The sequence below is a fragment of the Azospirillum sp. RU38E genome, assembly GCF_900188385.1.
In the GTDB taxonomy this organism is placed as follows: Bacteria; Pseudomonadota; Alphaproteobacteria; order Azospirillales; family Azospirillaceae; genus Niveispirillum.
Window position 1 is genome coordinate 25,532 of the sequence record NZ_FZOI01000023.1, and the last position, 22,474, is coordinate 48,005.

The following is a 22,474-nucleotide window of genomic DNA, read 5'->3' on the forward strand; positions in this document are numbered from 1 at the left end:
GAATCTTCCGGAGCCGACCATGTCGCAGCGTATCCTTGGTATTGATTTTGGGACGACGTACAGCAGCATGGCGATGCTGGATGGGGACAGCGGTCGTGCGGTTGTGCTTCGGAACCTGGAGGGGGAGGAGAAAACCCCCTCCATTGTCTGTTTCGGGGAAGACGGCACGGAAGCTGTGGGGACGCCGGCGGTGGATCTGCTGGAGGACGAGGCAGCATGGGCATGGGCTTTCCCGACACCGAAGCGGTATCTGGGGAATGCTGACTTTGTGCGGGGCCTGCCGGATGGGCGGCGGGTGTCGGCAGTGGACGCGACGGCGGCGATCCTGCGCAAGCTGCGGCATGATGCGGAGGTCGGTGATCTTGGCGGCCCGGCGGACAGGGTTGTGCTGACCTGCCCGGCCAGCTTTGGCCCGACAGCGCGGGATGCGTTGCGCGCGGCGGCGGCGCTGGCGGGCTTCGGCGATGTACGGTTGCTGGAGGAGCCTGTGGCGGCGGGTCTGGCGGGCCTGCGCGACCAGGGCAGCCGGCTGGGTGAAACGGTCCTGGTTTATGATCTGGGGGGTGGCACCTTTGATGTGGCGGTGCTGCGCCGCGACGGCAACAGCCACCGTCTTGTCGGCGAACCGCGGGGGATTGAGTATTGCGGCGGGGAGGATTTCGACCGGGCGATCTATGACTGGTTTGACGGGCTGGCGCAGGCGGAACGGGGGCAATCGTTCGACGGTGAAGATGGCCTGAACCCGCACATATTGAAGGCCAGCCGCCGGGCAAAGGAGATGCTGTCGACGAAGGTGGAGGTACCGCTACGGGGTTTCCTGGACGGTAAGCGTTTTGAACAAAAACTGACCCGGAGCCAGTTGGAAGAACTGATCGGGGAGAAGATCGCGGCAACAGTGCGGCTGAGCCAGAATGTGGCGGAAGCAGCCGAACGCCGGGGCCATGCGGTGGAAAGCGTGCTGCTGATCGGCGGCTCGTCGCGCATCCCGCTGGTGCAGCAAGAGGTGGCGGATGCGCTGGGGATCGAACCGTTAAAAACGGGTGTGGCGGATTATGCCGTCGCCCTGGGCGCGGCCTGGTTCGGCGGGCTGGCGCCGGATCAGCCGGCAACTTCCAGCTCCACGGCGCTGGTACGCCCACCGGGAACTGTGTTCCGTGAGGTGGATGAACCCTGGTGCCCGGAGATAGTGGTGTTGCCCCGCGGCAGTTTCTGGATGGGCTCCCCGGTGGATGAGCCCGCGCGGGACGCGTGTGAAGGGCCGCGACACCGGGTAACCATTGATTATGATTTCGCCCTGGGCACCTGTGCCGTGAGTTTTGACGAATGGGATGCCTGGTATCGCCATGTCAGTGAAGAAACTGGTGTGTGGGATGAGAGCGCCCATCGCCCCGCCGACGAGGGCTGGGGTCGCGGGGACCGACCGGTGATCAATGTATCGTGGAATGATGCCCAGGCCTACATTGCTTGGCTTAATGAACGTCTCGGACTGACGGGGCGTGCGGATTGCTATCGCCTGCCCACCGAGGCGGAATGGGAATATGGCTGTCGTGGCGGAACAGACACGCCGTTCTGGTGGGGAAAGTCGATTACAGCGGATCAGGCAAATTATATTTTTCGCACGGAAATCAAAGTACCCGATCTAAATGGCGCTTCAGCGACATTCACCATAAACAAGTGGCTGCGGCGCCCCTATGATATTGTGGCCCCTGACGAGCCGCTTGTTGAACTGGAAACCGACAAGATCACCCTAGAGGTAAGCGCACCCTCAAGCGGCTTCCTAGATCCGAGAAGAACTGACCTTGATGGAAAAACCAACCGTGAATCCTTTCAATATGGAGTTCAAGGCATAAAAGTCAGTACTGGAGACTTTTTATTTCATATATTAAAGCCATATGCATATGATATCGTACACTATTTTAAGCCGAAAACTGTTCCAGTTCGGGAATTCGCTCCGAATCCATTTGGCTTGTACCAGACTCATGGAAATGTCTGCGAATGGTGCCAGGATTGTTGGAAGGATACTTATCAGGACGCCCCTCGGGATGGCAGTGCGGTTGAAGGAAGTAATTCCTGCGTCCGCGTCTACCGGGGCGGTTCCTGCGGCGACTATCCCGGGGCCCTGCGCTCGGCCGAGCGCAACGCGAACGCCCCCGACTTTCGCATCAACACTATGGGGTTCCGCCTCGCCAAAACGCTCCCGTGAGGGAGCGTTGGTTTTGCTGTTTTGCCTCCTTCGATAGCAAAGCCTTCCACAGTACATTCAACGTGGTGATCAAGGAACTGTTGCCCAAAAAGATCGGCACCAAAGAATGTCCCATCCCCTATCCGTCATGGAGTCACGGGGCTGACTTGAACGACGCTCACATGCGGTTAGGCACCATATGAAAATCCATCAAATGTGATGAAGTGCCAGAAATCAGCCATTGCCGAAAACCAGATCACCGGATTGAACCCCGATCCTGTGCTGGACGCGCCAAATACATGATAAATCACCCAGAATAGGTGCATCTTTATTATGCGCGAATGCGCTTCCATAACAGCTTTGCCGACACCCCGTCTTCGCTTGGAAAAAGAGCAGCACTGATTGGCGTCGGCAAAGCCGGGTCATCAAAATGTAGGCGGAGATAGGGACGCTGTTCATTGTCATTGGTCTGGGCTTCCCAGGCATCCCCGATGTGATGGTGGCCGAGTAACAAGCGGTAGGCCGGTGCGGAGGGATTGTCGCGACCGTCGTTGGGAACCAGACGTACCTTCGCATTGATGGTCAGGGTGCGGATGGTTCCGGTCCAACCGCCATCCTTGGATTGCGTGAATCTGCCAATGGTGGCCATGGCTCAGTCCTCCGGCTCGCCGGGCTGTCGACCAGATGCCATAGCCACACGCTGGCGTTTCCGACCGCCAACAGGGTCCGGTCCAGAAGGACGGTCTTCCTTCTGGGCTTTTGCATAAGCACGGTCGCTATCCAGGAAGGCGTCCAGCATATAGGGGATCAGATCGGCCACCGGCTCGGTAGTACCGTATGTATCCCGGTAAAGGGCAGCATAGGATTGCAGCCGTTGATGCAATTCCGGATTGAGGGTGACGGTCAGCTCGACCGGGATGCGGTCGGGGAGCTTGGGGAGCTTCAGCATGGGTCAACCTCCGCGGTAGGGCGACAGGATCAGGTCGCGACGCAAGATGACGCGCATCGGCCAACCTGGGCGGACGGTCAGGGTTGGCTGGATGTCGAGATTGCGCTCAACCAGACGCTGGCCAGCGCGGTCGGCGTTTTGCTGGATGGACTCCCTGACGGCTCGAACCAAGTCGCTCTCCTGCTGCGCAAAGGTCAGTTCGGTACCGACACCCAGCAGCGTGGCCAGGGCGATGCCCTTCAGCAGGCGGCCTGTGTGGAAATCCACTTCGTCGGTAAGGCCGGACTGGCCCTCTGTGTCGCTGGCGGGCAGGTTGTCCAGTTGCAGGGATGAGCCATCGGGGCGGATAAGACGCTGCCATACCAGCAACGCACGCTCCTGCCCAAAGATGACTCGGCTGTCATAGGTGCCAATCAGACGTGTGCCCTGGGGGATCAGCAGGATCTGGCCGGTGACAGTGTCATAGACATTCTCCGTCACCTGGGCCGTCGCGGTGCCCGGCAGGTCGGAATTGAGCCCCGTTACCAGGGCCGCCGCGATGATGCTTCCCGCCATAATTTGATAGTCGGACGCAGGTTGCTGTTCGGCGTAGGGGTTATAGATCCCGCCCGCGTCGGGACGGGCCAGGAAGTCCATCTTGCGCTGAGGCTCATCGGGTGTGGCAGTTTCAGCAACGGAGACCGGAGCCCCAGGAACCGCCACATTCCGACTTTCTGGAATGGCTGGCCCTGTTTTCGGTTCTGTGCGGATGAACAGACCGGATTGACGCGCCTGGTTGATCTGGACCTGCTCCGGGCTTGGCTGATTGGTGGAACCAGTGGGTGACCATGGCGTGCTGCTCGCCTGTCGACGCTGCTGTTCCAGGATGGGGCGGCCCAGATCACCGGGCAGTGGTGGCCCCAGCAGCGGCGTATCGGGCTTGACCTGACTATAGTCGGTGGGCAATCCGGCCAGCGCTTCCGGTGCCGGTGGTTTAGCCGGCTGGGCCAGTTCCTGGCGCTCGGCGTCGCGTTTACCGGACGGGCTCTGGAGCGACAGCATCGTCAGCGTCAGGATGGCACCGGCGGCGATGCCGCTGCCGCCAATGATCACCCCCCGCCGCAGGCGCAGAGCCCGGCGCGGGGCTGCCCGCAGTTCCAGCTTTTCCGGCGGCTGCTTGGTCTCGAAAGGCGCCGTGGTCATGAGGGCCTCCCTTCCGTGCGTTCGATGCGCACCACTTGCTGCGGCTCACTGCCCAGACGCAATTCCGCCGCAGCGAACAGCCGGTCCACGATATAATGGCGTCCCCGCACGCAGTAGTTCACCAACTGCGCCTCACCCTGGGCGCCGATGACAAACAGTGGCGGGGCTTCGCCTTGGTCCAGGCGGCTGGGGAACTCGATATAGACCTTGGCCCCATCGTCAAAGACCCGCTGCGGACGCCAGGGCGGATTGTCACCGGTGATGGCGTAACGGAAATGCAGGTTCTCCAGCGACAGGCCGGTGGCGACCGGCTGCGTTGGCGCTGCCTGACTGTTGCGGCGTTGCAGCGCCAACAACTGGTCCTGCGGGTAAGTCCAGGACAGCGAGGCCATGGCTGTCTGTGGAGTGCTTTCCAGCAGCAGATGATAGGCGCGGCGGTCGGTGGTGATGACCAGGTTGGTGGTGAGGCTGGCAGCAACCGGTTTCACCAGCACATGCACACGGCTGGTGTCCCCTGCCCCGCTGCTGGTGTCGCCGATGACCCAGCGCACCGTGTCACCGGCGGAAACGGCCACCAGGGCCTCGCCCGGCTGTAGGGCGATGTCGGTCACCCGTTCCGGGGCGGCATAGAGCCGATACAGCGCCCCCTCGGTATAGGGATAGACCTGCATGGCGTTGAGATAGCCGCTGCGCGTGGGCTCCAAGGTGGCCGCCTTGTTGGCGTCCGTGACGCGCTGGGTCGGAAGGCGATTGTCGGGAGTGACCCCCGTGGCCGGTGGCGGCAACGGCTGCAACTGACCGGGCAGTGGCAAGGGGATGGGTTTCTCAACGATTTGGACCGGCAGGGGAGCCTCGGGTTCAACCGTTGCAGCCTGGAAATTGCTGCTGTCATAGGCGATGACGGGCTGCTGTTTGGGTTGGCCGGCGCAGGCGGAGAGTATCCCGGCCATCAGGACCGACAGGATCAGCTTGGTCATGGCGTGTTCCTCGGGGATAGTTGGGTGTCGAACTCCCGCGACCAGTCAATGGCGCTGATGGTGACACCCAAAGGGTTACGGGCCAGGGCTTCCGGTGTGCTGGGGGGCCGCAGGCTGACCGCCAGGATCGAGGTCCAGCGGTCAGTGCGGACCAGACTGCCGCGCTCGAAATGCTGCTCAGTCCATTTCACCTGGAAGGATTGGTCAGACGCGCGGACGATGCTGGTCACCTGCACCGTGACGCTGTTGGTGCCGATCTGGCTGAAGGGATCATTGATCTTGGCCTGTTCGTTGAGGAACAGAGCCGCGCGGTCGGCCACAAAATCATAGGCAGACAACCAGTTCTGTCGCACCAGCACGGGATCGGTGGAGAGTGACCGGACATTGCTGATGAAGCGCCCCAGATAATAGGCGACCTGGGTGTCGGTAGGCTGGTAGGCGCTGGTCGCTGGTGCCACGGCACGGGCCTCGCCCAGCCGGTCGATCTCCACCACATAGGGAATGATCCGGCTTTGGCCCGATTGCCAGACCACGATGCCCGCCAGCCCAACGGCCAGCCCCAAGCACCCGAAAGCCATCAGCCGCCAGTTCCGGGCCTGGACACGGGCGCTGCCAATCCGCTCGTCCCAGAGTTGGGCCGCCTTCTGATAGGGCGTCACGGGGTCCGGCGTGGTGCCGTAACGTTGCAGGGTGCGTTTGAACATGGTCAGTCATCCTTCTGATCGAGGGACGGGGCGGCACCGCCGCCGGACCGATCCCCTTCCTTGATGGCCTGTTCGGTGCTGTGGCGGCGGGCGCGCGCGGCCTGTTCAGCGCGCAGCCTGCGCGCCCAAGCAGGAGCGTTGTCAGCGGCAGCAGGCGGTGCAGCACCTACCCCCTCCCCGCCTGTGTCAGGCGAAGGGTCGGGGTTGGTGGACTGGCGACCGGACTGAAAGGCTTCCCGCAGCGGTTCGGTGATGCGATGACCAGCCTCCTTGGCCTTCCGCAGGGTGGCCTCTCCGGCGGCACGGGCCATACCGCCCACGCCCGACTGTCCAGCGGCCTGCGCAGACTGGTAGGCACCTGTAGCGGCACCGCCCAAGCTGGCACCCGCACGGACGGCCGCCAAGCCAGCTCCACCGGCCAGTCGAGCACCGGCGACAGCGGCACCGCCGGCCAGCAAAACCGTTCCAGCGGCGGCCCCGGCGGTCCCAAGTGCAGCACCCGCGCCGAGTTGGGGTGAACCAGACACCAGCCCAGCGGCGATGCCGGGACCGAAGATGCCCAGCCCCAGCAGCGCCAGGGATGCCAGCACCATGGTCATCGCTTCATTGATGCCTGGGACCTTGCCATTCAGCGCTTCGGTGAATTCTCGAAAGAAACTGGAGCCGATGCCAACAATCACGGCCAGCACCATGATCTTAATGCCAGAGGAGATGACATGGCCAAGCACCCGCTCGGCCAGGAAGGCGGTCTTGCTCCACAGGGCAAAAGGAACCAGGACGAACCCGGCCAGCGACGTCAGCTTGAATTCGACCAAAGTGATAAAGAGCTGCACCGCCAGGATAAAGAAGGCGATCACCACGAAGAACCAGGCCAGAACCAGGATGGTCAGGTTCAGGGCATTGCCGAAGATGTCAGGAAAACCCAGCATGGTGCATGCTTGATCCAGCAGCGGATGCGCCGCCTGAAACCCTACGGCGGCCAACTGTCCCGGATGCAGCAGGTCACTGGCCGACAGACCGGAATTCCCCGCCCGCAACCCCAGCTGCGCAAAGGAGCTGTAAACAGCCTCCGACAGCGCCTGGAAATTACCCAACACCAGCGCGAAGAAGCCGACATAAAGCACCTTACGGATCAGGCGCGGCATCACGTCGTGATGGCTATCCATCGCCCAGAACAATCCGGCCAGCACCATGTCGATGGTGATCAGGGTAGCCGTCAGGTAGGCGACGTCCCCCGACAGCAGCCCGAAGCCGCTGTCGATATAGAGGATGAAGGTTTCCGTGAACCGGTCAATGATGCCGAGGTCGCCCATGATGGTTTCCCTCAGCGGCTATAGGCGCGGCCATCGCCCAGGAACTGCCGGGTGCGTTCCCGCGCCATGGCATTGGCCTCGGCAATGGCGGCCTGGGTTTCGGCATCGGCACGGTATTGGGCGGCCATCAGGCTTTGCAGTTGCATCTGCTGCTTGATGGACAGGGCGAGGAGCTGGTTGCCCGCCTGCTGGGCCTGCAAGCTGCCATCGGCCCCCTGGCTGCGGTTGACGAGATCGGCCAGCAGGGATGCATCGGCCTGGATCGCCGTGACGATGCCGGACTGAACCCGCATGGTCTGCTGATAGGCGGCCCTGGCGCTGTGCCATTGGATGTCGGCCTGCCGGTCCAGGCTGGCAGCATCGGCCTCGCGGTAGGTACCGGGATAGGTGCGCTGCCAGGCGGCATCACTACCAGCAAGGTCAAAGCCGATACTGTCAGCCTGGATCATCAGCCCGTCGATCCGGTTCAGGGCGCTGGTGATCTGACCCAGCGACGAGTATTCCAGCCGCTGGAGCTGCCGGGCCATGTTCAGCAACATGGTGGCCTGATTTTGCAGGGTCCGTATCTGGTTGTTGATCTGCTCCAGGGCCCGGGCAGCCTGAAGCACATTCTGGGCATGGTTGGCAGGGTCATAGACGGTGAAGGCATCCGCCCTGCTTATGATCAGGGTGACGGCCACCAGGGCCGCGAACAGCTTGGTGTTCATTGTCGGGTCTCCTCAGGGATAGCGGTGCAGAAGGTCGGCGGCCCAATCCAAGCCTTTGGCGCGCAGCCAGCGCGCGGCAAAACCACCCTGCCCGGCCTCGGCCAGAACCTTGTCGATCAGCGCCTGCGACGCCGGGTCCGACGCGGCGCAAAAGGCCTTGACCACGGGCCCCAGCCCCAGTTGGAATAGCCGGTTGCCACGCCTGGATTGCAGGTAATAGTCCCGCTTGGGCGTGGCCTGGGCGATGAGGCTGATCTGGCGGTCGTTGAGCCCGAAGGCGGCATAGACAGCCCTGGCCTGCGGTTCGATGGCGCGATCATTGGGCAGGAAGACGCGCTGCGGGCAGCTTTCGATCAGGGCCGGGGCAATGCTACTCCCGGCAATGTCGGCAAGCGACTGGGTTGCGAACAGCACCGCCACGTTGCGCTTACGCAGGACCTTCAGCCATTCCCGGATACGGGCGGCAAAGGCGGGATTGTCGAGATAGACCCAAGCCTCATCCAGGATCAGCAGGGTGGGCGCGCCCGTGAAGCGTTCCTCCAGCCGATGGAAAAGATAGGCCAGGACCGGCAGCACTGCCCCTGTCCGGTGCAGCAGCGCCTCCATCTCGAAACACTGCACGGCGGCCAAGTCCAAGCCATCCGATGCGGCGTCCAGCAAGGCGCCGTGCGGCCCTTCAAGCGTGTAGGGCTGAAGGGCGGCCTTCAGCGGGTTGGATTGCAGCAGCAGGGACAGACCGGTCAGCGTGCGCTGCTCTGGCGGTGCCCCGGCCAAACTATTCAACGCTGACCAGACGAGGTCCTTGATCTCCGGCGTGATGGCGACCTGCTCATGCTCCAGCAAGCCAACAATCCAATCTGCGGCCCAGGCCCGCTGGTCGGGATCGTCGATGCGGCGCAGAGGCTGGAAGGACAAATCGCCCGTCTGGCCTAGCGCATGGTGGCGACCACCCATAGCCAGGGTAGCGGCTCGGGCGGAGTTGCCTTTGTCGAAGATATAGACCTGGGCACCGGGATAGCGGCGGAACTGCATCGCCATCAGAGACAGCAGCACCGATTTGCCGGCACCCGTCGGACCCACCACCAGCATATGGCCGACATCGCCGACATGGGTGGAAAAGCGGAACAGTGTCGCCCCGCTGGTCTCTGCCTGGAACAAAGGCGGACCATCCAGGTGCCCATTGCGGGCAGGCCCTGCCCATGTCGCCGACAGCGGCATCAGATGGACAAGGTTCAGACTGTGAACAAGCGGCTGGCGGACATTGGCATAGACATGGCCGGGTAGGCTGCCCAACCAGGCTTCCACGGCATTGATCCGCTCGGGAATGACGGTAAAGCCAAGCCCTGTCAGCACCCGCTCGACAGCGGCCAGCTTGTCGTCTGCCCCCTGCGTGTCTGTATCCCAGACCGTGACACTGGCGGTCAGGTGACCATAGGCGACATGGTCGGCCCCAAGCGATTGCAGCGCCGCATCAACATCCATCGCCTTATTGTCGGCATCACTGTCCAACAGGGTCGAGGGCTCATTGGTCATCACCTCGCGTAACAGGGCACCGATGGATTTGCGCTTGGCGAACCAGTGGCGGCGCAACCGGTTCAGGGCGCGGGTGGCCTGCTCCTTGTCGAGCGGGATCCAGCGGGTGACCCAGCGATAGGGGAAATTCATATGGTTCAGCCCATCCAGCAGGCCAGGGCTTGTCTGGTTGGGAAAGCCCAGCACCGACAGGACGCGGAGATGCCGGTCGCCCAGCATCGGCTCCAGCCCGCCCAATAGCGGTGTATCGACCAGCACCCCGTCCAGGTACAGCGGCACCTCCGGCACGGCGACAGGATGCCGCCGGGTGGAGATACAGCCATGCAGATAGGTCAGGGTCTCGGCATCATCCAGATCATGCTGTTCGGGCAGGATGGTTTGCAGCAGCCCCGCCAGCCGGAAGAATTCCTGCTGGAACTGATCCAGTTCCCGCCGCCAGTCGCGACGGCCACCCGTGACCTGCCCGCCATCCAGCAAAGCATTGCTGGCACGGGCCTGACTGTCTGGCGGCGGCAGATAGAGGACGGTCAGATGGTAGACGCTCTCATAATGGCTGCCCGCCCGTTCAAATCCGGCCCGGCGTTCCTGATCCACCAGCCAGGACGCAACATCGGGGAAGGTACTGTCGGGATAGTCTGACGCCGGCACCCGTTCGGCCTCAAAGAACAACGCCCAGCCCGATCCCAGCCGTCGCAGGGCATTGTTGGTGCGCGCCGACAGCGCGACCAGTTCCGCCTCGGTGGCGGAATCCAGGTCAGGCCCGCGATAGCGCAGGGTGCGCTGGAAGCTGCCATCCTTGTTCAAGACTGTACCGGGGGCGACCAGGGCGGCCCAAGGCAGATGATCGGCCAGCCGGTCGGGCCGGGGGCGATATTCGCGCAGGTTCAGCATGACCAGCCTCCCGCCTGACGCAGGTGGCGGGCCAGGATGGCGGCGATGTGGGGATCACGCCGGCTGACCAGTACGGCCAAGCTGTGCCCGCCGAGCGCCAACAACAGACCCGCCAGCCATTGCTGAAGCCCCAGACCAATGGCCGCGGCGATGGTGCCATTGAGGATGGCCAGCGCGCGCGGGGCACCGCCGAGCCGGATCGGCTCGGTCAGCGCCCGGTGCAGCGGCACGGTAAAGCCTTCGGGCAGGTCTTTCATGGCAGCAGCGCCCCACCGCCAAAGGAGAAGAAGGACAGGAAGAAGCTGGAGGCAGCAAAGGCCACCGACAGCCCGAAGACGATCTGGATCATCCGCCGGAAGCCGCCCGACGTTTCCCCGAAAGCCAGAGTCAGGCCGGTGGTGATGATGATGATTACCGCCACGATCTTGGCGACGGGGCCCTGGACGGAATCCAGGATGCGCTGGAGGGGATCCTCCCAGGGCATGCCAGAGCCGGCAGCGTAGGCCGGTGCTGCCAGCAGCAGGGCCATGCCGGCAAAGGCCAGGGAACGCAGACGGGACACGCGGAACTGTCGCATGATGATCTCCTGTCAAAGCTGTTGAAGGTCGGCCGGACCCAAAGTGACGATCCGGTAATCGCCATGGGCGTCGAGCCCATCGGTGCGGGCGATGGCATCGACTCGGCGCTGTCCACCGCGGGACTGGATATGGACGATCAGGTCCACCGCCTCGGCGATCAGACGTCGGGGCACGGTGACCACCGCCTCCTGCGCCAACTGTTCCAACCGGTAGAGGGCGGCCTGGGCGGAATTGGCATGCAGGGTGGCGATGCCGCCGGGATGGCCGGTGTTCCAGGCCTTGAGCAGGTCGAGCGCCTCCCCGCCCCGGACCTCCCCCACGATGATCCGGTCGGGCCGCAGCCGCAGGGTGGAGCGAACCAGATCGCGCAAGCTGACCACGCCCGACCGCGTGCGCAGGGCGACACAGTCCGGGGCGGCACATTGCAGTTCGCGCGTATCCTCAATCAGGACCAGCCGTTCGGAGGTCTCGGCCAGTTCGGCCAGCAGGGCATTGGTCAGCGTGGTCTTGCCGGAGGCGGTGCCGCCCGCCACCAGGATGTTGCGGCGCGCCCGCACAGCCCGGCGGAGGGCATCGGCCTGCAACGGCGACAGGATGCCGTCGCTGACATAGTCGACCAGGGTCAGAATACGCGCCGCCGGTTTGCGGATGACAAAGCAGGGTGCGGTCACTACGGGGGGCAGCAAGCCCTCGAACCGCTCGCCCGTCGGCAGCTCCGCCGACAGGATGGGCCGGTCGGCATGGGTTTCAGCACCGACATGCGATGCCACCAGCCGGATCAGCCTTTCGACCTCCTCGGGCGGCACCTGCATGCCGGTGGCGGCAATGCCCTGCCCGGCTCTTTCCAGCCGCAGCATCCCGTCGGGATTGACCATCACCTCGGTCACGGTCGGATCATCCAGGGCGGCGGCGATATCCGGCCCCAGGGCCGTGCGCAGCATGGAATGGCGGCGTTCGTCCGCCTCGCGCCGGGGGCTCATGCTGCGCCCTCCCGGCTGGCGGACAGGGTGCGGGTGGGCGCGGCCATCTGGCGGCCCACCTGATCAATGAATTTCTGGAACCGCTCCTTGCCCACGGCGTGGGCGGCCCGGTCGGGTTCAGGAACCGGGGCCGTAACGGTCAGTTGATAGCGGACATAGAGCGCCAGGCTTTCCAGCAGCACCTGCACATCCCGTTCGATCCGCTCCAACTGCCGCCCCTGCCGGTCCAGCCGGATGCGCAGGGCCTCCTCGATGCCACTGGCCCCCCGCCGGGTCAGATATTGGCGCAGCGCATCGGACACGATGGCGGATTTGGTCGTACCCGGCTTGGCGGCCAGAGCCTCCAACTGGGTCGACAATTCATCATCGAGGTAAAGGTGATGGCGGGGTTTCATGGCCCGGCTCCAACAGCAGAAATGTTGGTGCCAAGCGTGGGACAGAGCGGCGAAATCTCTTATGGCCGTTACCTACGCCCTTGCGCGATCTGCACCAGAACCGACTGTGCCCCTGTCCATCCAGGTAACTGGTCAGACGCCGATCATTCAGGGTAAAGGCTTGGAAATCGGGCACGCTGTTGGTGCCGGTAATGCAGAACGGGATGAGAGATGACGGAAAAGATCAGCAAGGACGACCTGGCCGCCATCGTGGCTGAGGTCACGGGCAGCACCAAGGTCAGCGGCAAGGAAGCCGTCGAGCGTATCCTGGGCGCCATTGCCGCCGGCCTGAAGGATGGCAAGGAGATCAATCTGGCGGGCTTTGGCAGGTTCACGGCGCAGCAGGTGCCGGAGCGTCAGGGCCGCAACCCGCAGACCGGGGCACCCACCACCATCGCCGCCCAGACCAAGGCCAAGTTCTCCCCGGCCAAGGCGCTGAAAGATGTGCTGAACGGTTGATCCTGATGGCGATGCCCCACCCAGCGGGCATCGCCCATCCAGCTCTGTCAGAAGTTGGGCAGCAGATCGTCGCGCGATCCCTCATTGATCGCATGGGCACGAGCGACATTCGACAAACGGTCCATGGCGCGTTTGTCCGCCGCCACATCCGTCTCGTCATCGGCAGACCCGAACAGGTCAGCACCGTCAGGGTCGACCGGCCTGACCATACCCTCCGCCGGCAGCCCCGGATGACGCTGCTGCTGTAGACCGCCCTCCGTCAGTTCATCCAACGCGGTACCGTCATCCTCCTCAGCCAGACGCTGATCCATGCCGCGCACCTGTCCACCCCAATCATCGGATCTGGGTGGGGGGCGATCGGCATAAGGACCATCCGAAAGGGCTGGTGCCGGCAACACCCGTTCCGTGAAGTTCCGATCCTCGTAATAGCGCAGCTTGCGGGCGCGGATCGGGGAGAGGCCGGAGACCAACACCAGCTGATCCGTCGGCGGCAACTGCATCACCTCGCCGGGTGTCAACAGAGGCCGGGCTGTTTCCTGTCGGCTGACCATGACATGGGAGAGCCAGGGGGCCAGCCGGTGGCCGGCATAGTTGCGTTGCGCCCGCAATTCTGTCGCTGTGCCCAGCGCGTCCGAGATGCGTTTAGCCGTCCGCTCGTCATTGCTGCTGAAGGCGATGCGGACATGGCAATTATCCAGGATGGCGTTGTTCTCGCCATAGGCCTTGGAGATCTGGTTGAGGCTCTGGGCAATCAGGTAGGCGCGGATGCCATAGCCCGCCATGAAGGCCAGCGCCGTTTCAAAGAAGTCCAACCGCCCCAGGGCCGGGAACTCGTCCAGCATCATCAGCAACTGGTGCCGCCGCCGCTTGGCGGGGTCGCCCTCCAGCCGCTCGGTCAGCCGTCGCCCGATCTGGTTCAGCACCAAGCGCACCAGCGGCTTGGTGCGGGAAATGTCCGATGGCGGGATCACAAGGTACAGCGACACCGGTCGTGGCGCATCCACCAGATCGGCAATCCGCCAGTCACAGGCCGCCGTCGTAGCCGCCACGGTCGGATCACGGTAAAGGCCCAGGAACGACATGGCGGTGGACAGCACGCCTGACCGCTCATTCTCCGACTTGTTCAGCACCTCCCGTGCCGCTGACGCGACAACGGGATGGACAATGGGGTTATCGGGCGTGCCCAGATGGTTGGTCGCCATCATCCGGCGCAGGGGTGTGGGCAAAGCTCCGCCTGGGGTCGGACAGGAAGGTGGCCACACGGGCCAGGGTTTTGTCCTCCTCGGCATACAGCACATGCAGGATGGCGCCGACCAGCAGGCTGTGGGAGGTTTTCTCCCAATGGTTCCGACGTTCCAGGGCTCCCTCGGGATCGACCAGGATATCGGCGATGTTCTGCACATCACGGACCTCATCCGGCCCCTTGCGCACCTCCAGCAGCGGATTGTAACGGGCCGAGCGCGGATCGGTTGGGTTGAACAGCAGGCTGTGTGAGAAGCGCGCCCGCCAACCGGCCGTCAACTGCCAGTTCTCGCCCTTGATGTCATGGATCACCGCCGATCCCGTCCAGGACAGCAGCGTCGGCACCACCAGCCCTACGCCCTTGCCCGACCGGGTGGGCGCAAAGGCCATCACATGTTCCGGCCCATCATGCCGCAGGTACCGGCGCCCCAACCGCCCCAGAAAGACCCCCGCCGACCGAAACAGCCCCGCCCCCTCCACCTCCCGGCGAGTTGCCCAGCGCGAGGAACCATAGGTCGTAACCAACCTCGTCTGCCGGGCGCGCCACAGTGACCCGATGATGGCAGCAGCACAGCCCATGAAGCCGCTGGCCCCGGCCAGCATGCCGGCCTTGTCAAAGACATGCGGCGCATAGGCCTCGTACCAGTACCACCACTCAAACAATTGCCAGGGGCGGTAAACGCGCCAGCCAACGATAACGGTCCAGGCAGGACCGAGCTGTGCCTGATAGCCCAACATGGCAGCCGCCCATTGCGTCGCAGCCCATACGCCCAGGATAACGATGGCGAAAACGACCAGGATCTGGCCGATCAGCAATTTAGTGGGGGTCATTGGGGCCTCCGTGGACGACAAAGCGGTCAACGGAGGGTGACAAGACCTGAGCCGAAGAGACTACGTCCCTTACATACGCCAGACTGCTATTTGTACGCTGCGACGACTCATGTAGGGCCGGGAGCGGATTGGGTGGGTTTCCAGGTCAGGGTGAGCTTGATCGTCCCCTCCGTCGCGGCCTTGGTCAACACGGCCCCCACCTCCCCCTTCAGCGCGAAACCCAGTTCCAGGGTAATTTGATCCGGCTGTTCGGCGATCCCGGATAATTGATCCATCACGGCGGCGACGGTGGGCCGAATGGCCGCCAACGTCTCCTCAAACCCCTTCTTCGCCTTGGCCGCCAGCCCCGTCACGGGGTTGGCAACCATGCCGCCGCGATCGACATATTCCTCCTCTACAACGATCTGGGTGCCATCGGACAGGTCATAGGGGACGAGGCGGGTGGGCATGGGGATTGCTCCTGGTCAGCGGGGGTTACGCGGGCATTGGCCCTGGGCGTCGGGCATGGGTATGGCATCCCGGTCGCCCTGGGTGGTGGCGACACCGAACTGCTGCCATTGCGCGCGGGTAAGGCAGCGGGTGAGTTGCTTGCGCGCATCGCGGATCAGTGTGTCAATATCGGGATAGGGGTGGATCAGGACGGTGCCGTCGTTAGAGGCGGTGACGACCTGTTTGCCATCGGGGCTGAAACTGGCGGCCCTGACCCAGTCTGTATGCCCTTTCAGGATGGTTGCGGTTGGGGTTTGTGCCGACAGGTCCCAGACCCGCGCGGTCTGGTCGAAAGATGCGGTGACAACCCGTTTGCCATCGGGGCTGAAACTGGCGGCATTGACGAAGTAGGTATGCCCTTGCAGGATGGTTTTGGTTGGGGTTTGTGCCGACAGGTCCCAGACCCGCGCGGTCTTGTCGGAAGACGCGGTGACGACCCGATTGCCATCGGGGCTGAAACTGGCGGCATTGACCCCGCCGGTATGCCCTTGCAGGATGGTTGCGGTTGGGGTTTGTGCCGACAGGTCCCAGACGCGCGCGGTGTTGTCTTCAGAGGCGGTGATAGCCCGTTTGCTATCGGGGCTGAAACTGGCGGCGGTGACTTCGCCTGTATGCCCTTTTAGGATAGTTGCAGTTAAGGTTTGTGCCGACAGGTCCCAGACCTGCGCGGTGTTGTAGATATTGGCGGTTATGACCCTATTGCCATCGGCGCTGAAACTGGCGTCACAGACGGTGTCAAAATCCATTTCCAGGATTGTCGATGTTGGCGTGGGCTCTGACAGGTCCCAGACGCGGGCGGTATTGTCGTCAGAGGTGGTTACGACCCGATTGCCATCGGTGCTAAAACTGGCGGCCCTGACGGTGCCTGTATGCCCTTTCAGGATGGTTGCGGTTGGTGTTGGGCCCGACAGGTCCCAGACGCGCGCGGTATCGTCGGCAGAGGCGGTGAGGACCCGTTCGCCATCGGGGCTAAATCTGGCAGCGTTGACGCCGCCTGTATGCCCTTGCAGGATTGATAGTGTTGGCGCGGGTCCCGACAGGTCCCAGACGCGGGCGGTATTGTCGGCAGAGGCGGTGACGACCCGTTTGCTATCGGGGCTGAAACTGGCGGCATAGACTATGTCTGTATGCTCTTGCAGGGTGGTTGCGGTTGGGTTTTGTGCCGACAGGTCCCAGACCCGCGCGGTGTTGTCGGCAGAGGCGGTTATGACCTGTTTGCCATCGCTGCTGAAAGTGGCGGCAATGACCCTGCCTGTATGCCCTTGCAGGATGGTTGCGGTTGGTGTTTGTGCCGACAGGTCCCAGACGCGCGCGGTATTGTCGGAAGAGGCGGTGAGGACCCGTTTGCCATCGCTGCTGAAACTGGCGGCATTGACGGGGCCTGTATGCCCTTGCAGGATGGTTGCGGTCGGATTTTGTGACGACAGGTCCCAGACGCGCACGGTATTGTCGAGAGAGGCGGTGAGGACTCGTTTGCCATCAGTGTTGAAACTGGCGGCGCTGATCCCGCCGGTATGCCCTTCCAGGATTGTTAGGGTTGGTTCGGGGCTCGACATGTCCCAGAGTTGCGCGGTATTGCCGGAGGAGGTGGTAACGACCTGTCTGCCATCGGGACTGAAACTGGCGGTAGTGACGGGGCTTATACCCCATTGCAGTATGGTTGCGGTTGGGTATTGTTCCGACAGATCCCAGACGCGCGCGGTGCTGTCGTTAGAGGCAGTGACGACCTGTTTGCCATCGGGGCTGAAACTGGCGGCATTGACCCAGCCGGTATGCCCTTTCAGGATGGTTGCGGTTGGTGTTGGTGCCGACAGGTCCCAAACGCGCGCGGTATTGTCGCCAGAGGCGGTGACGACCCGTTTACCATCGGTGCTGAAACTGGCGGCGATGACTCTATCAAAATGCTCTTGCAGGATGGTTGCGGTTGGTGTTGGTGCCGATAGGTCCCAGACCTGCGTAGCCCCGTCGGCAGTGCTGGTGATGACCTTGCCGCCATCGGGACTGAAGTTGGCCGTTTCTAATCTGTCACCGGCACCGAAACGGGAGACCGTGACCCACTCCGCATGCCCTTTCAGGATGGTTGCAGTTGATGTGTGCCGCGACAGGTCCCAGACCCGTACAGTCCCGTCTACTGAGGCCGTGCTAACCCGTTTGCCATCAGGGCTGAAAGCGGCCTCTATGACCGCCCCCTCATGCCCCACCAGCGTCTTGATTTCCCGATTTTGCATCCAGGCCTGGCGCAGGGCAGCCTCAGCCTCGGCGGTCACGGGGCGGTTCAACAGGCTCAGGCCGGGGTTGGGCAGGGCCTCCAATGCCAGCAGCATAGCCGACATATGGTCACCCCGGTCGTTTTCCTGCCGGGAGAAGGCGGCGAGAACGCGGGATTCCTGACGTTGAGCCTCCTGGAACAGCCAGTACCCGGTGATGCTAGCAGCTATGGCAAGTGCCAACAATACCATGGCGATACCCAACCAGCGCTTGGTACGACTGTTCTGCTTTTTAAGACTCTCCTGTTGTTCTGTCAGCGTCAGGTTCTGCTCTTCCAGCTTTTGTTGCTGCTCTGTCAGTACGTTGTTCTGCTCTTCCACTTTTTGCTGCTGCACGACCAGTATGTTATTCTGATCCGCCAGCATCTGCTGCTGTTCCAGCAGCCTGCGGTTCTGTTCCTCCTTCTCCCACAACTCTGCCGCGATCCGCTGATCCTCCTGTTCCACCTGCTCCCAGCTGGCCTGGATAAAGGCTTCCTGGTCCGGGGTGGGGGGAATATAGATCCCGGCTTTGATTGCCTGCCATTCCCTGGCCTGCTCCAGATCATGGCGGCGCAACAGGTCGCGCCCTTCCCGTCCGCCCTGCTGCCATGCGGCAAATTCGCGGTCGAAACGGTCGCGCCAGGACAAGAAATGCCGGTGCTGGGCGATCAGGTCGGCCAGCTTTTGCCACCCGGACATCAGGGATTCATGCAGCAGTTCCACGGTTCTGGCGCTGCCCTCCCCCTCCACCACCGCAATGCGCTCGCGCGCCAGATCCTCCAGCAGGCGGCGGTCGCGCTCGCTGGTCAGTTCGGACAAGGGCAGCCGTCGGCGCAGGGGCCGGTCATCCACCAGCCGCACCAGCGACAGCAGCGCGCGGTCAATATCCAGGGCACGGCGCAGCGCATCCTCCAGCAACCGGGCCGGGTCGCCATCAGCCAGATCGGGCGGCTGGCGCAGCCGCCATTGCGTGCCCACCCGTTCCAGCCGGCGCCAGCATTGGCGCAACGCCTCCTGCAACAGCGGCAGGCGACCCGCGCCGCGCGTGGCCTCCACCGCCAGGGTTCCGGCGAAATAGCTGTCGGTTTCCACCCCGAACAGCCGGGCCGGCCCCTCAATCGCTTCGCGCACCTCCGGCACGCTCATCGCCGTCAGCATGAAGCTGGGATAGGGGTCGGTGAACAGGCGGGCCACGGTTTCATCCGCCGTCACCATGGTTTCCAACAGGTCCAGGCGCGCCGTCAGCAGGCAATGCACATCCGGGCGCGTCACCGCCGATAGCAGCAGCGACAACACCTTTGTGCGCTGTGCCGTCAGGTGCTGGGCGCGGTCGGGTTGACCGGTGCCGATATTGCCCCGTATCTCCTGCCCCGGAAAAAACTCCTCAAACTGATCAATGATGAACAGGGTGCCGCTGCTGGCATCTTCCCCCTGCCCCATCTCGACCAATCTTTGTTTGATCTGACCAGCGATATCCTGGCTTTCGGTGTCGGTGGGGCGGAAGGTGAACAAGGCCCAGCCGCGCCGCCGGTAATCTTCGGCAATGCCCGCCTTGACCAGGGATGATTTGCCGCTGCCCGATGTGCCGACAATGGCCATCAACCGTTGCTTGGCAAGCCGGTCCAAGATTTCCTTTATCTTGCCCGATGGATCGCTGCCGATCTTCGGTGCGCGACCACGGCCAAAGAATAGATGTGCGTTGCGCTGGTCAAAGGCCGACAGACCCGGATAGGGGGTGGTCAATAACGGCCATGCCTTGGCCAGGGCATGGCCGGGAATGACAAAGCCCTGCCGCAGCTCCCGCGCCAGCCTTTGCACAACCATGCCCAGAATCTGCCGCCCATCACGGGAAAAGGCCGGGGCACCGCTCAACCCCTCCTCAATAAAGGGCTGTACCCCGTCATGGCCATAGGCCACGAACCAGTGGCGATGATCGGTCGCCTTTAACTGCCCATCGGCAGCCAGACCGTTTTGAGAGACCATATAGCCGAAGGTGTGGAACGGAACATTGGCGTTCAGCGGCACCACCTGTCGCGGTGGCTCCACCCGTAGGGGTGGCAGGGATTCGGGCAGGTTCAGCCCCTCTGCCACCGGCCTCAGAATGGCGATATCCGCCACACCATCATGATCCTGTGCGGCTGATATGTCGGTTGGCGGGAACCAGGCCAACAGGGTCAGGATTATCACCCCCCGCCCCGGCATATCGGCCCGGATGGTAGCATTCTCCGGATGGTCGGCCTGTTGTTGGTCTAGCCCCAGCGCCGCATTCACCACATGGGCACAGGTAATGGCATAAGCCTGCCCATCGGCCCCCTTCACCAGAAAGCCGGTCCCGACGACCGCTTTTGATGCGCGATCATATTCACCGAACTCAGTCCATATTCGTATTATGCAGTCCTGCACGCTTTGGGACATTCTCGAAGCCCATATCGTTCAGGCAGTCGTAAATCACTATTTTATGTGCCTTTTATAAACTTTTGAGCATATGCCTGCTATATGCAAATTCCAGAAAATGATGAATACCTGCGTGAGGTTGATCCTCACTCAATCGCCGGGCCGCCGCGCTGCCGCCCGAAGTTCCAGGTCACGCCATCGCCGCTGACGATCCCCGACACGGGCTGCCCGATATGCCTGTCCAACACGGGTCGCCAGGGCACCAAGGTGAAGTCACGGCTACGTTCGATCAGGGCCAGCTTCGCGCTGGCAAGGGTCACCGTCCGGCGGTAGGTGCCCTCGACGGGTTGGCCACGGGAGACACTGGCATAGGGCAAGCCCAACTCGTCGGATAGTTGGCCGGCAACCCGCAGCAGTTCCCGCCGCCGCAGAGTTGTCAGCAGGTCGGAACGGTAAAAGGTTCGGCCTTGTTCCTCGCGGGCCAGATCCTCGACCATCAGCCATTGCCGCCGACGGTCTTGGGCGTCTCGCACCTCACGACCGAAACCAGCATCGCGCAGCGGCGCTGGGTTGCTGGCGACCAACTCGCGGTCCAGCCAGGTGGCGCCGTCGGTGGTGATCTGCTGTTCAAGTGGTAGGGTGGAAAGAACCCGGACGGTGACCGGGTTGAACCGGGCCTGGGTACGCTCATACTCAGCGACGCGGTCCAGATGGTCGGCTTGGATGATCCAGGTGCCGTTCGGTTCGCGGGCGACGGTGTTCGTCAGTCTGCGCATTGCCTCCAGCCGCCGGACGTGCGTTTCGGCAAAGGCCTCACTGGCCGTGGGATCGTGGCGCAGGTGGATGTCGGCGCTGTATCGGCCATTATTGGCTGCTGCGATGTCCATAATGCGGCTATCCATCGGGCGTGGGTCTGTAGCGCGGGGCTCCACGCGCAGGATGCTGCCGACCGGCGTTGGCTCCGTGGCGTCGCCCTTGCCGATATCGACATAGTGGGTGCGGCCATCGGTGGCGTCGATGATCAGATAGTGTCGGTCATTCACCTCGTCCGACAGACCACGCGCGATGACACGGCCGGTGATGGGCGGAGCGTTGGCGGCACCGGGATCATGGATAAGCAGATCATTCGGCGCACGGGTCAGGTTCTGCGCGTCCAGTTCCCGATGCAGGGTCTTGATGATATCGCCGCGCTCGCCCATGCGGCGCAGGGTGGCTTCCAGGTCAGGGTCGAGCCGCCATTGGCCCGCGCCCAGGTCCTCGGCCAAGCCCAACCGCTCCAGCTTGCGCAGACGGCCCGTGCGAAGGGCTTGCTCAAACGGGTCCTGGTCACTGCCCGACACGAGCTGATCCGGCCCCCGGTCCCGCAGCAGACGCCGGTCCAGGCTGGTGAGCCGTTCCTGTTCCACCTCCCGGCGCAGCTTTTCCTGGACCTCCAGGTCGGTGCGGGGACCCAGATCCAGGCTGACGATCTCGGCGGCGCGTTCGCGCATGCCCTGGGACAGATATTCCCGCGCGATGATCAGGTCTTTGCCACGATCATCCTTGCCACGCAGGATGATGTGGCTGTGCGGGTGGCCCGTGTTGTGGTGATCGACCGCGACCCAATCGAGCCGCGTGTCCAGGTCCTGTTCCATCTGCGCCATCAGGCGACGGACCAGAGGTTTCAGATCGTCATACTGGTCGCCATCTTCCGCCGAGAAGATGAAGCGGAACTGGTGGCGGTCCCTGTCGGCGCGGTCGAGAAAGGCCTTTCCGTTTACCTGATCCTGGTCAGCACCATAGAGCTGGCCCGCCTGTCCGTCACGGGTGACACCATCGCGCTGGATATAGCGCAGATGGGCACGGGCCCCGGCCATGCCCTTACCCGCCAGTTTGACGATCCGGGATTTGATGATGACACGCCGCTGCCGCAACGCTGCAAACTGGTCGCGCGACGCCAGCACACGGCCGACGCCGGCACCGCGCCCAATGCGGCTGCCATCGAAACGGTCGGACCGGAGGGTGAAACTCAGCAGTCCGCCCCTGGCCAGGACGGTCGCCGCCAGCACCCGGTTCAGGAAGCGTTTGCCGCGGTGCCCGGAGGCACTGCGCATGCGACCCAAACGGGGGCGGAAATCATGATCATCGCCGAACATCGCGGTCTCTCCGATTCCGAGGCTGGTACAACGGCTGTGGGCGGGGTTGGTGCCAGGATGGTGCCAATCCCGCCGCCCTGGCGCCACCGCAAGGCCCCAAAAAGGATGTGCAGACAGGGGGTTACGGGGGCGCTGGCGCCACCGTTTTATCTTGCCCTACAGCGCCCCTGATCAGCACCCGGCTTATCCACGCCCTTCGACGCTCTCATGCTGGAAAGAAAGGGAGCGACCGCCTGAACCGCCGC

The 22,474-nt window shown here is 63.2% G+C and carries 17 protein-coding genes and 1 pseudogene; 2 read left to right on the forward strand and 16 right to left on the reverse strand.

The genetic code is table 11. The annotated features are described in order from the left end of the window. The first annotated feature begins 19 nt into the window (after positions 1-19). Positions 20-2,203, forward strand: a complete 2,184-nt coding sequence (locus CHB97_RS23110) for an Hsp70 family protein (protein WP_089290431.1) — start codon at positions 20-22, stop codon at positions 2,201-2,203. A 310-nt stretch (positions 2,204-2,513) separates the two neighbouring features. Here CHB97_RS23110 and CHB97_RS23115 read toward each other — a convergent pair whose 3' ends face one another. From CHB97_RS23115 to CHB97_RS23170, 12 genes are read right to left on the reverse strand one after another with little or no spacing between them, the layout of a single operon-like run. Further along, entirely contained in the window at positions 2,514-2,831 is a 318-nt protein-coding gene (locus CHB97_RS23115) for a DUF736 family protein (protein ID WP_089290432.1), read from the reverse strand. Between the two features lie 3 nt (positions 2,832-2,834). After that, complete coding sequence (locus CHB97_RS23120; protein ID WP_143271155.1) at positions 2,835-3,131, reverse strand: DUF2274 domain-containing protein; 297 nt, start codon at positions 3,129-3,131, stop codon at positions 2,835-2,837. 3 nt (positions 3,132-3,134) lie between these two features. Then, a complete protein-coding gene (locus CHB97_RS23125) occupies positions 3,135-4,313 on the reverse strand; it encodes a TrbI/VirB10 family protein (RefSeq protein ID WP_089290433.1) in 1,179 nt (392 codons plus the stop codon). Beyond that, entirely contained in the window at positions 4,310-5,290 is a 981-nt protein-coding gene (gene trbG / locus CHB97_RS23130; protein WP_089290434.1) for a P-type conjugative transfer protein TrbG, read from the reverse strand. Before trbG ends, CHB97_RS23125 begins: the two co-directional genes overlap by 4 nt. Then, entirely contained in the window at positions 5,287-5,994 is a 708-nt protein-coding gene (trbF, locus tag CHB97_RS23135; RefSeq protein WP_089290435.1) for a conjugal transfer protein TrbF, read from the reverse strand. Before trbF ends, trbG begins: the two co-directional genes overlap by 4 nt. A gap of 2 nt (positions 5,995-5,996) precedes the next feature. After that, the gene (gene trbL / locus CHB97_RS23140; protein ID WP_089290436.1) at positions 5,997-7,307 is read right to left on the reverse strand and encodes a P-type conjugative transfer protein TrbL; all 1,311 of its coding nucleotides are present in this window, start codon (positions 7,305-7,307) and stop codon (positions 5,997-5,999) included. Positions 7,308-7,318: 11 nt separating this feature from the next. Further along, positions 7,319-8,014 (reverse strand): P-type conjugative transfer protein TrbJ, encoded by a 696-nt coding sequence (gene trbJ / locus CHB97_RS23145; protein ID WP_089290437.1) that lies wholly within the window; start codon positions 8,012-8,014, stop codon positions 7,319-7,321. Positions 8,015-8,026: 12 nt separating this feature from the next. After that, positions 8,027-10,438, reverse strand: a complete 2,412-nt coding sequence (trbE, locus tag CHB97_RS23150; RefSeq protein WP_089290438.1) for a conjugal transfer protein TrbE — start codon at positions 10,436-10,438, stop codon at positions 8,027-8,029. Further along, complete coding sequence (locus CHB97_RS23155; protein WP_089290439.1) at positions 10,432-10,695, reverse strand: VirB3 family type IV secretion system protein; 264 nt, start codon at positions 10,693-10,695, stop codon at positions 10,432-10,434. The genes trbE and CHB97_RS23155 overlap by 7 nt, the downstream gene beginning before the upstream one ends. Continuing rightward, positions 10,692-11,015: a TrbC/VirB2 family protein gene (locus CHB97_RS23160; RefSeq protein ID WP_089290440.1), complete on the reverse strand. Its 324-nt coding sequence runs from the start codon at positions 11,013-11,015 to the stop codon at positions 10,692-10,694. Before CHB97_RS23160 ends, CHB97_RS23155 begins: the two co-directional genes overlap by 4 nt. A 12-nt stretch (positions 11,016-11,027) precedes the next feature. Further along, positions 11,028-11,996, reverse strand: coding sequence for a P-type conjugative transfer ATPase TrbB (gene trbB, locus CHB97_RS23165; RefSeq protein WP_089290441.1), 969 nt, complete (start codon positions 11,994-11,996; stop codon positions 11,028-11,030). Next, positions 11,993-12,391, reverse strand: coding sequence for a CopG family transcriptional regulator (locus CHB97_RS23170; protein WP_089290442.1), 399 nt, complete (start codon positions 12,389-12,391; stop codon positions 11,993-11,995). Before CHB97_RS23170 ends, trbB begins: the two co-directional genes overlap by 4 nt. Before the next feature lie 210 nt (positions 12,392-12,601). Between CHB97_RS23170 and CHB97_RS23175 the strand changes: the two genes are divergently transcribed. Further along, positions 12,602-12,889, forward strand: a complete 288-nt coding sequence (locus CHB97_RS23175; RefSeq protein ID WP_089290443.1) for an HU family DNA-binding protein — start codon at positions 12,602-12,604, stop codon at positions 12,887-12,889. A gap of 47 nt (positions 12,890-12,936) precedes the next feature. Here CHB97_RS23175 and CHB97_RS23180 read toward each other — a convergent pair. From CHB97_RS23180 to rlxS, 4 genes and pseudogenes are all read right to left on the reverse strand, one after another. Beyond that, positions 12,937-14,962, reverse strand: a pseudogene (locus CHB97_RS23180) (conjugal transfer protein TraG). 107 nt (positions 14,963-15,069) lie between these two features. After that, entirely contained in the window at positions 15,070-15,411 is a 342-nt protein-coding gene (locus CHB97_RS23185) for a CU044_2847 family protein (protein ID WP_089290444.1), read from the reverse strand. 15 nt (positions 15,412-15,426) lie between these two features. Beyond that, positions 15,427-20,115, reverse strand: coding sequence for a trypsin-like peptidase domain-containing protein (locus CHB97_RS23190; protein ID WP_089290445.1), 4,689 nt, complete (start codon positions 20,113-20,115; stop codon positions 15,427-15,429). A 125-nt stretch (positions 20,116-20,240) separates the two neighbouring features. Next, positions 20,241-22,229, reverse strand: a complete 1,989-nt coding sequence (gene rlxS, locus CHB97_RS23195; RefSeq protein ID WP_089290446.1) for a relaxase/mobilization nuclease RlxS — start codon at positions 22,227-22,229, stop codon at positions 20,241-20,243. Positions 22,230-22,474 lie beyond the last annotated feature (245 nt).

Coding starts and splice junctions, on each gene's coding strand:
- CHB97_RS23160 (WP_089290440.1), bottom strand. CDS start 11,015: ATGCGACAGTTCCGCGTGTCCCGTCTGCGTTCCCTGGCCTTTGCCGGC.
- rlxS (WP_089290446.1), bottom strand. CDS start 22,229: ATGTTCGGCGATGATCATGATTTCCGCCCCCGTTTGGGTCGCATGCGC.
- CHB97_RS23185 (WP_089290444.1), bottom strand. CDS start 15,411: ATGCCCACCCGCCTCGTCCCCTATGACCTGTCCGATGGCACCCAGATC.
- trbB (WP_089290441.1), bottom strand. CDS start 11,996: ATGAGCCCCCGGCGCGAGGCGGACGAACGCCGCCATTCCATGCTGCGC.
- CHB97_RS23155 (WP_089290439.1), bottom strand. CDS start 10,695: ATGAAAGACCTGCCCGAAGGCTTTACCGTGCCGCTGCACCGGGCGCTG.
- CHB97_RS23120 (WP_143271155.1), bottom strand. CDS start 3,131: ATGCTGAAGCTCCCCAAGCTCCCCGACCGCATCCCGGTCGAGCTGACC.
- CHB97_RS23110 (WP_089290431.1), top strand. CDS start 20: ATGTCGCAGCGTATCCTTGGTATTGATTTTGGGACGACGTACAGCAGC.
- CHB97_RS23175 (WP_089290443.1), top strand. CDS start 12,602: ATGACGGAAAAGATCAGCAAGGACGACCTGGCCGCCATCGTGGCTGAG.
- trbL (WP_089290436.1), bottom strand. CDS start 7,307: ATGGGCGACCTCGGCATCATTGACCGGTTCACGGAAACCTTCATCCTC.
- trbE (WP_089290438.1), bottom strand. CDS start 10,438: ATGCTGAACCTGCGCGAATATCGCCCCCGGCCCGACCGGCTGGCCGAT.
- trbJ (WP_089290437.1), bottom strand. CDS start 8,014: ATGAACACCAAGCTGTTCGCGGCCCTGGTGGCCGTCACCCTGATCATA.
- CHB97_RS23190 (WP_089290445.1), bottom strand. CDS start 20,115: ATGTCCCAAAGCGTGCAGGACTGCATAATACGAATATGGACTGAGTTC.
- CHB97_RS23125 (WP_089290433.1), bottom strand. CDS start 4,313: ATGACCACGGCGCCTTTCGAGACCAAGCAGCCGCCGGAAAAGCTGGAA.
- trbG (WP_089290434.1), bottom strand. CDS start 5,290: ATGACCAAGCTGATCCTGTCGGTCCTGATGGCCGGGATACTCTCCGCC.
- CHB97_RS23170 (WP_089290442.1), bottom strand. CDS start 12,391: ATGAAACCCCGCCATCACCTTTACCTCGATGATGAATTGTCGACCCAG.
- CHB97_RS23115 (WP_089290432.1), bottom strand. CDS start 2,831: ATGGCCACCATTGGCAGATTCACGCAATCCAAGGATGGCGGTTGGACC.
- trbF (WP_089290435.1), bottom strand. CDS start 5,994: ATGTTCAAACGCACCCTGCAACGTTACGGCACCACGCCGGACCCCGTG.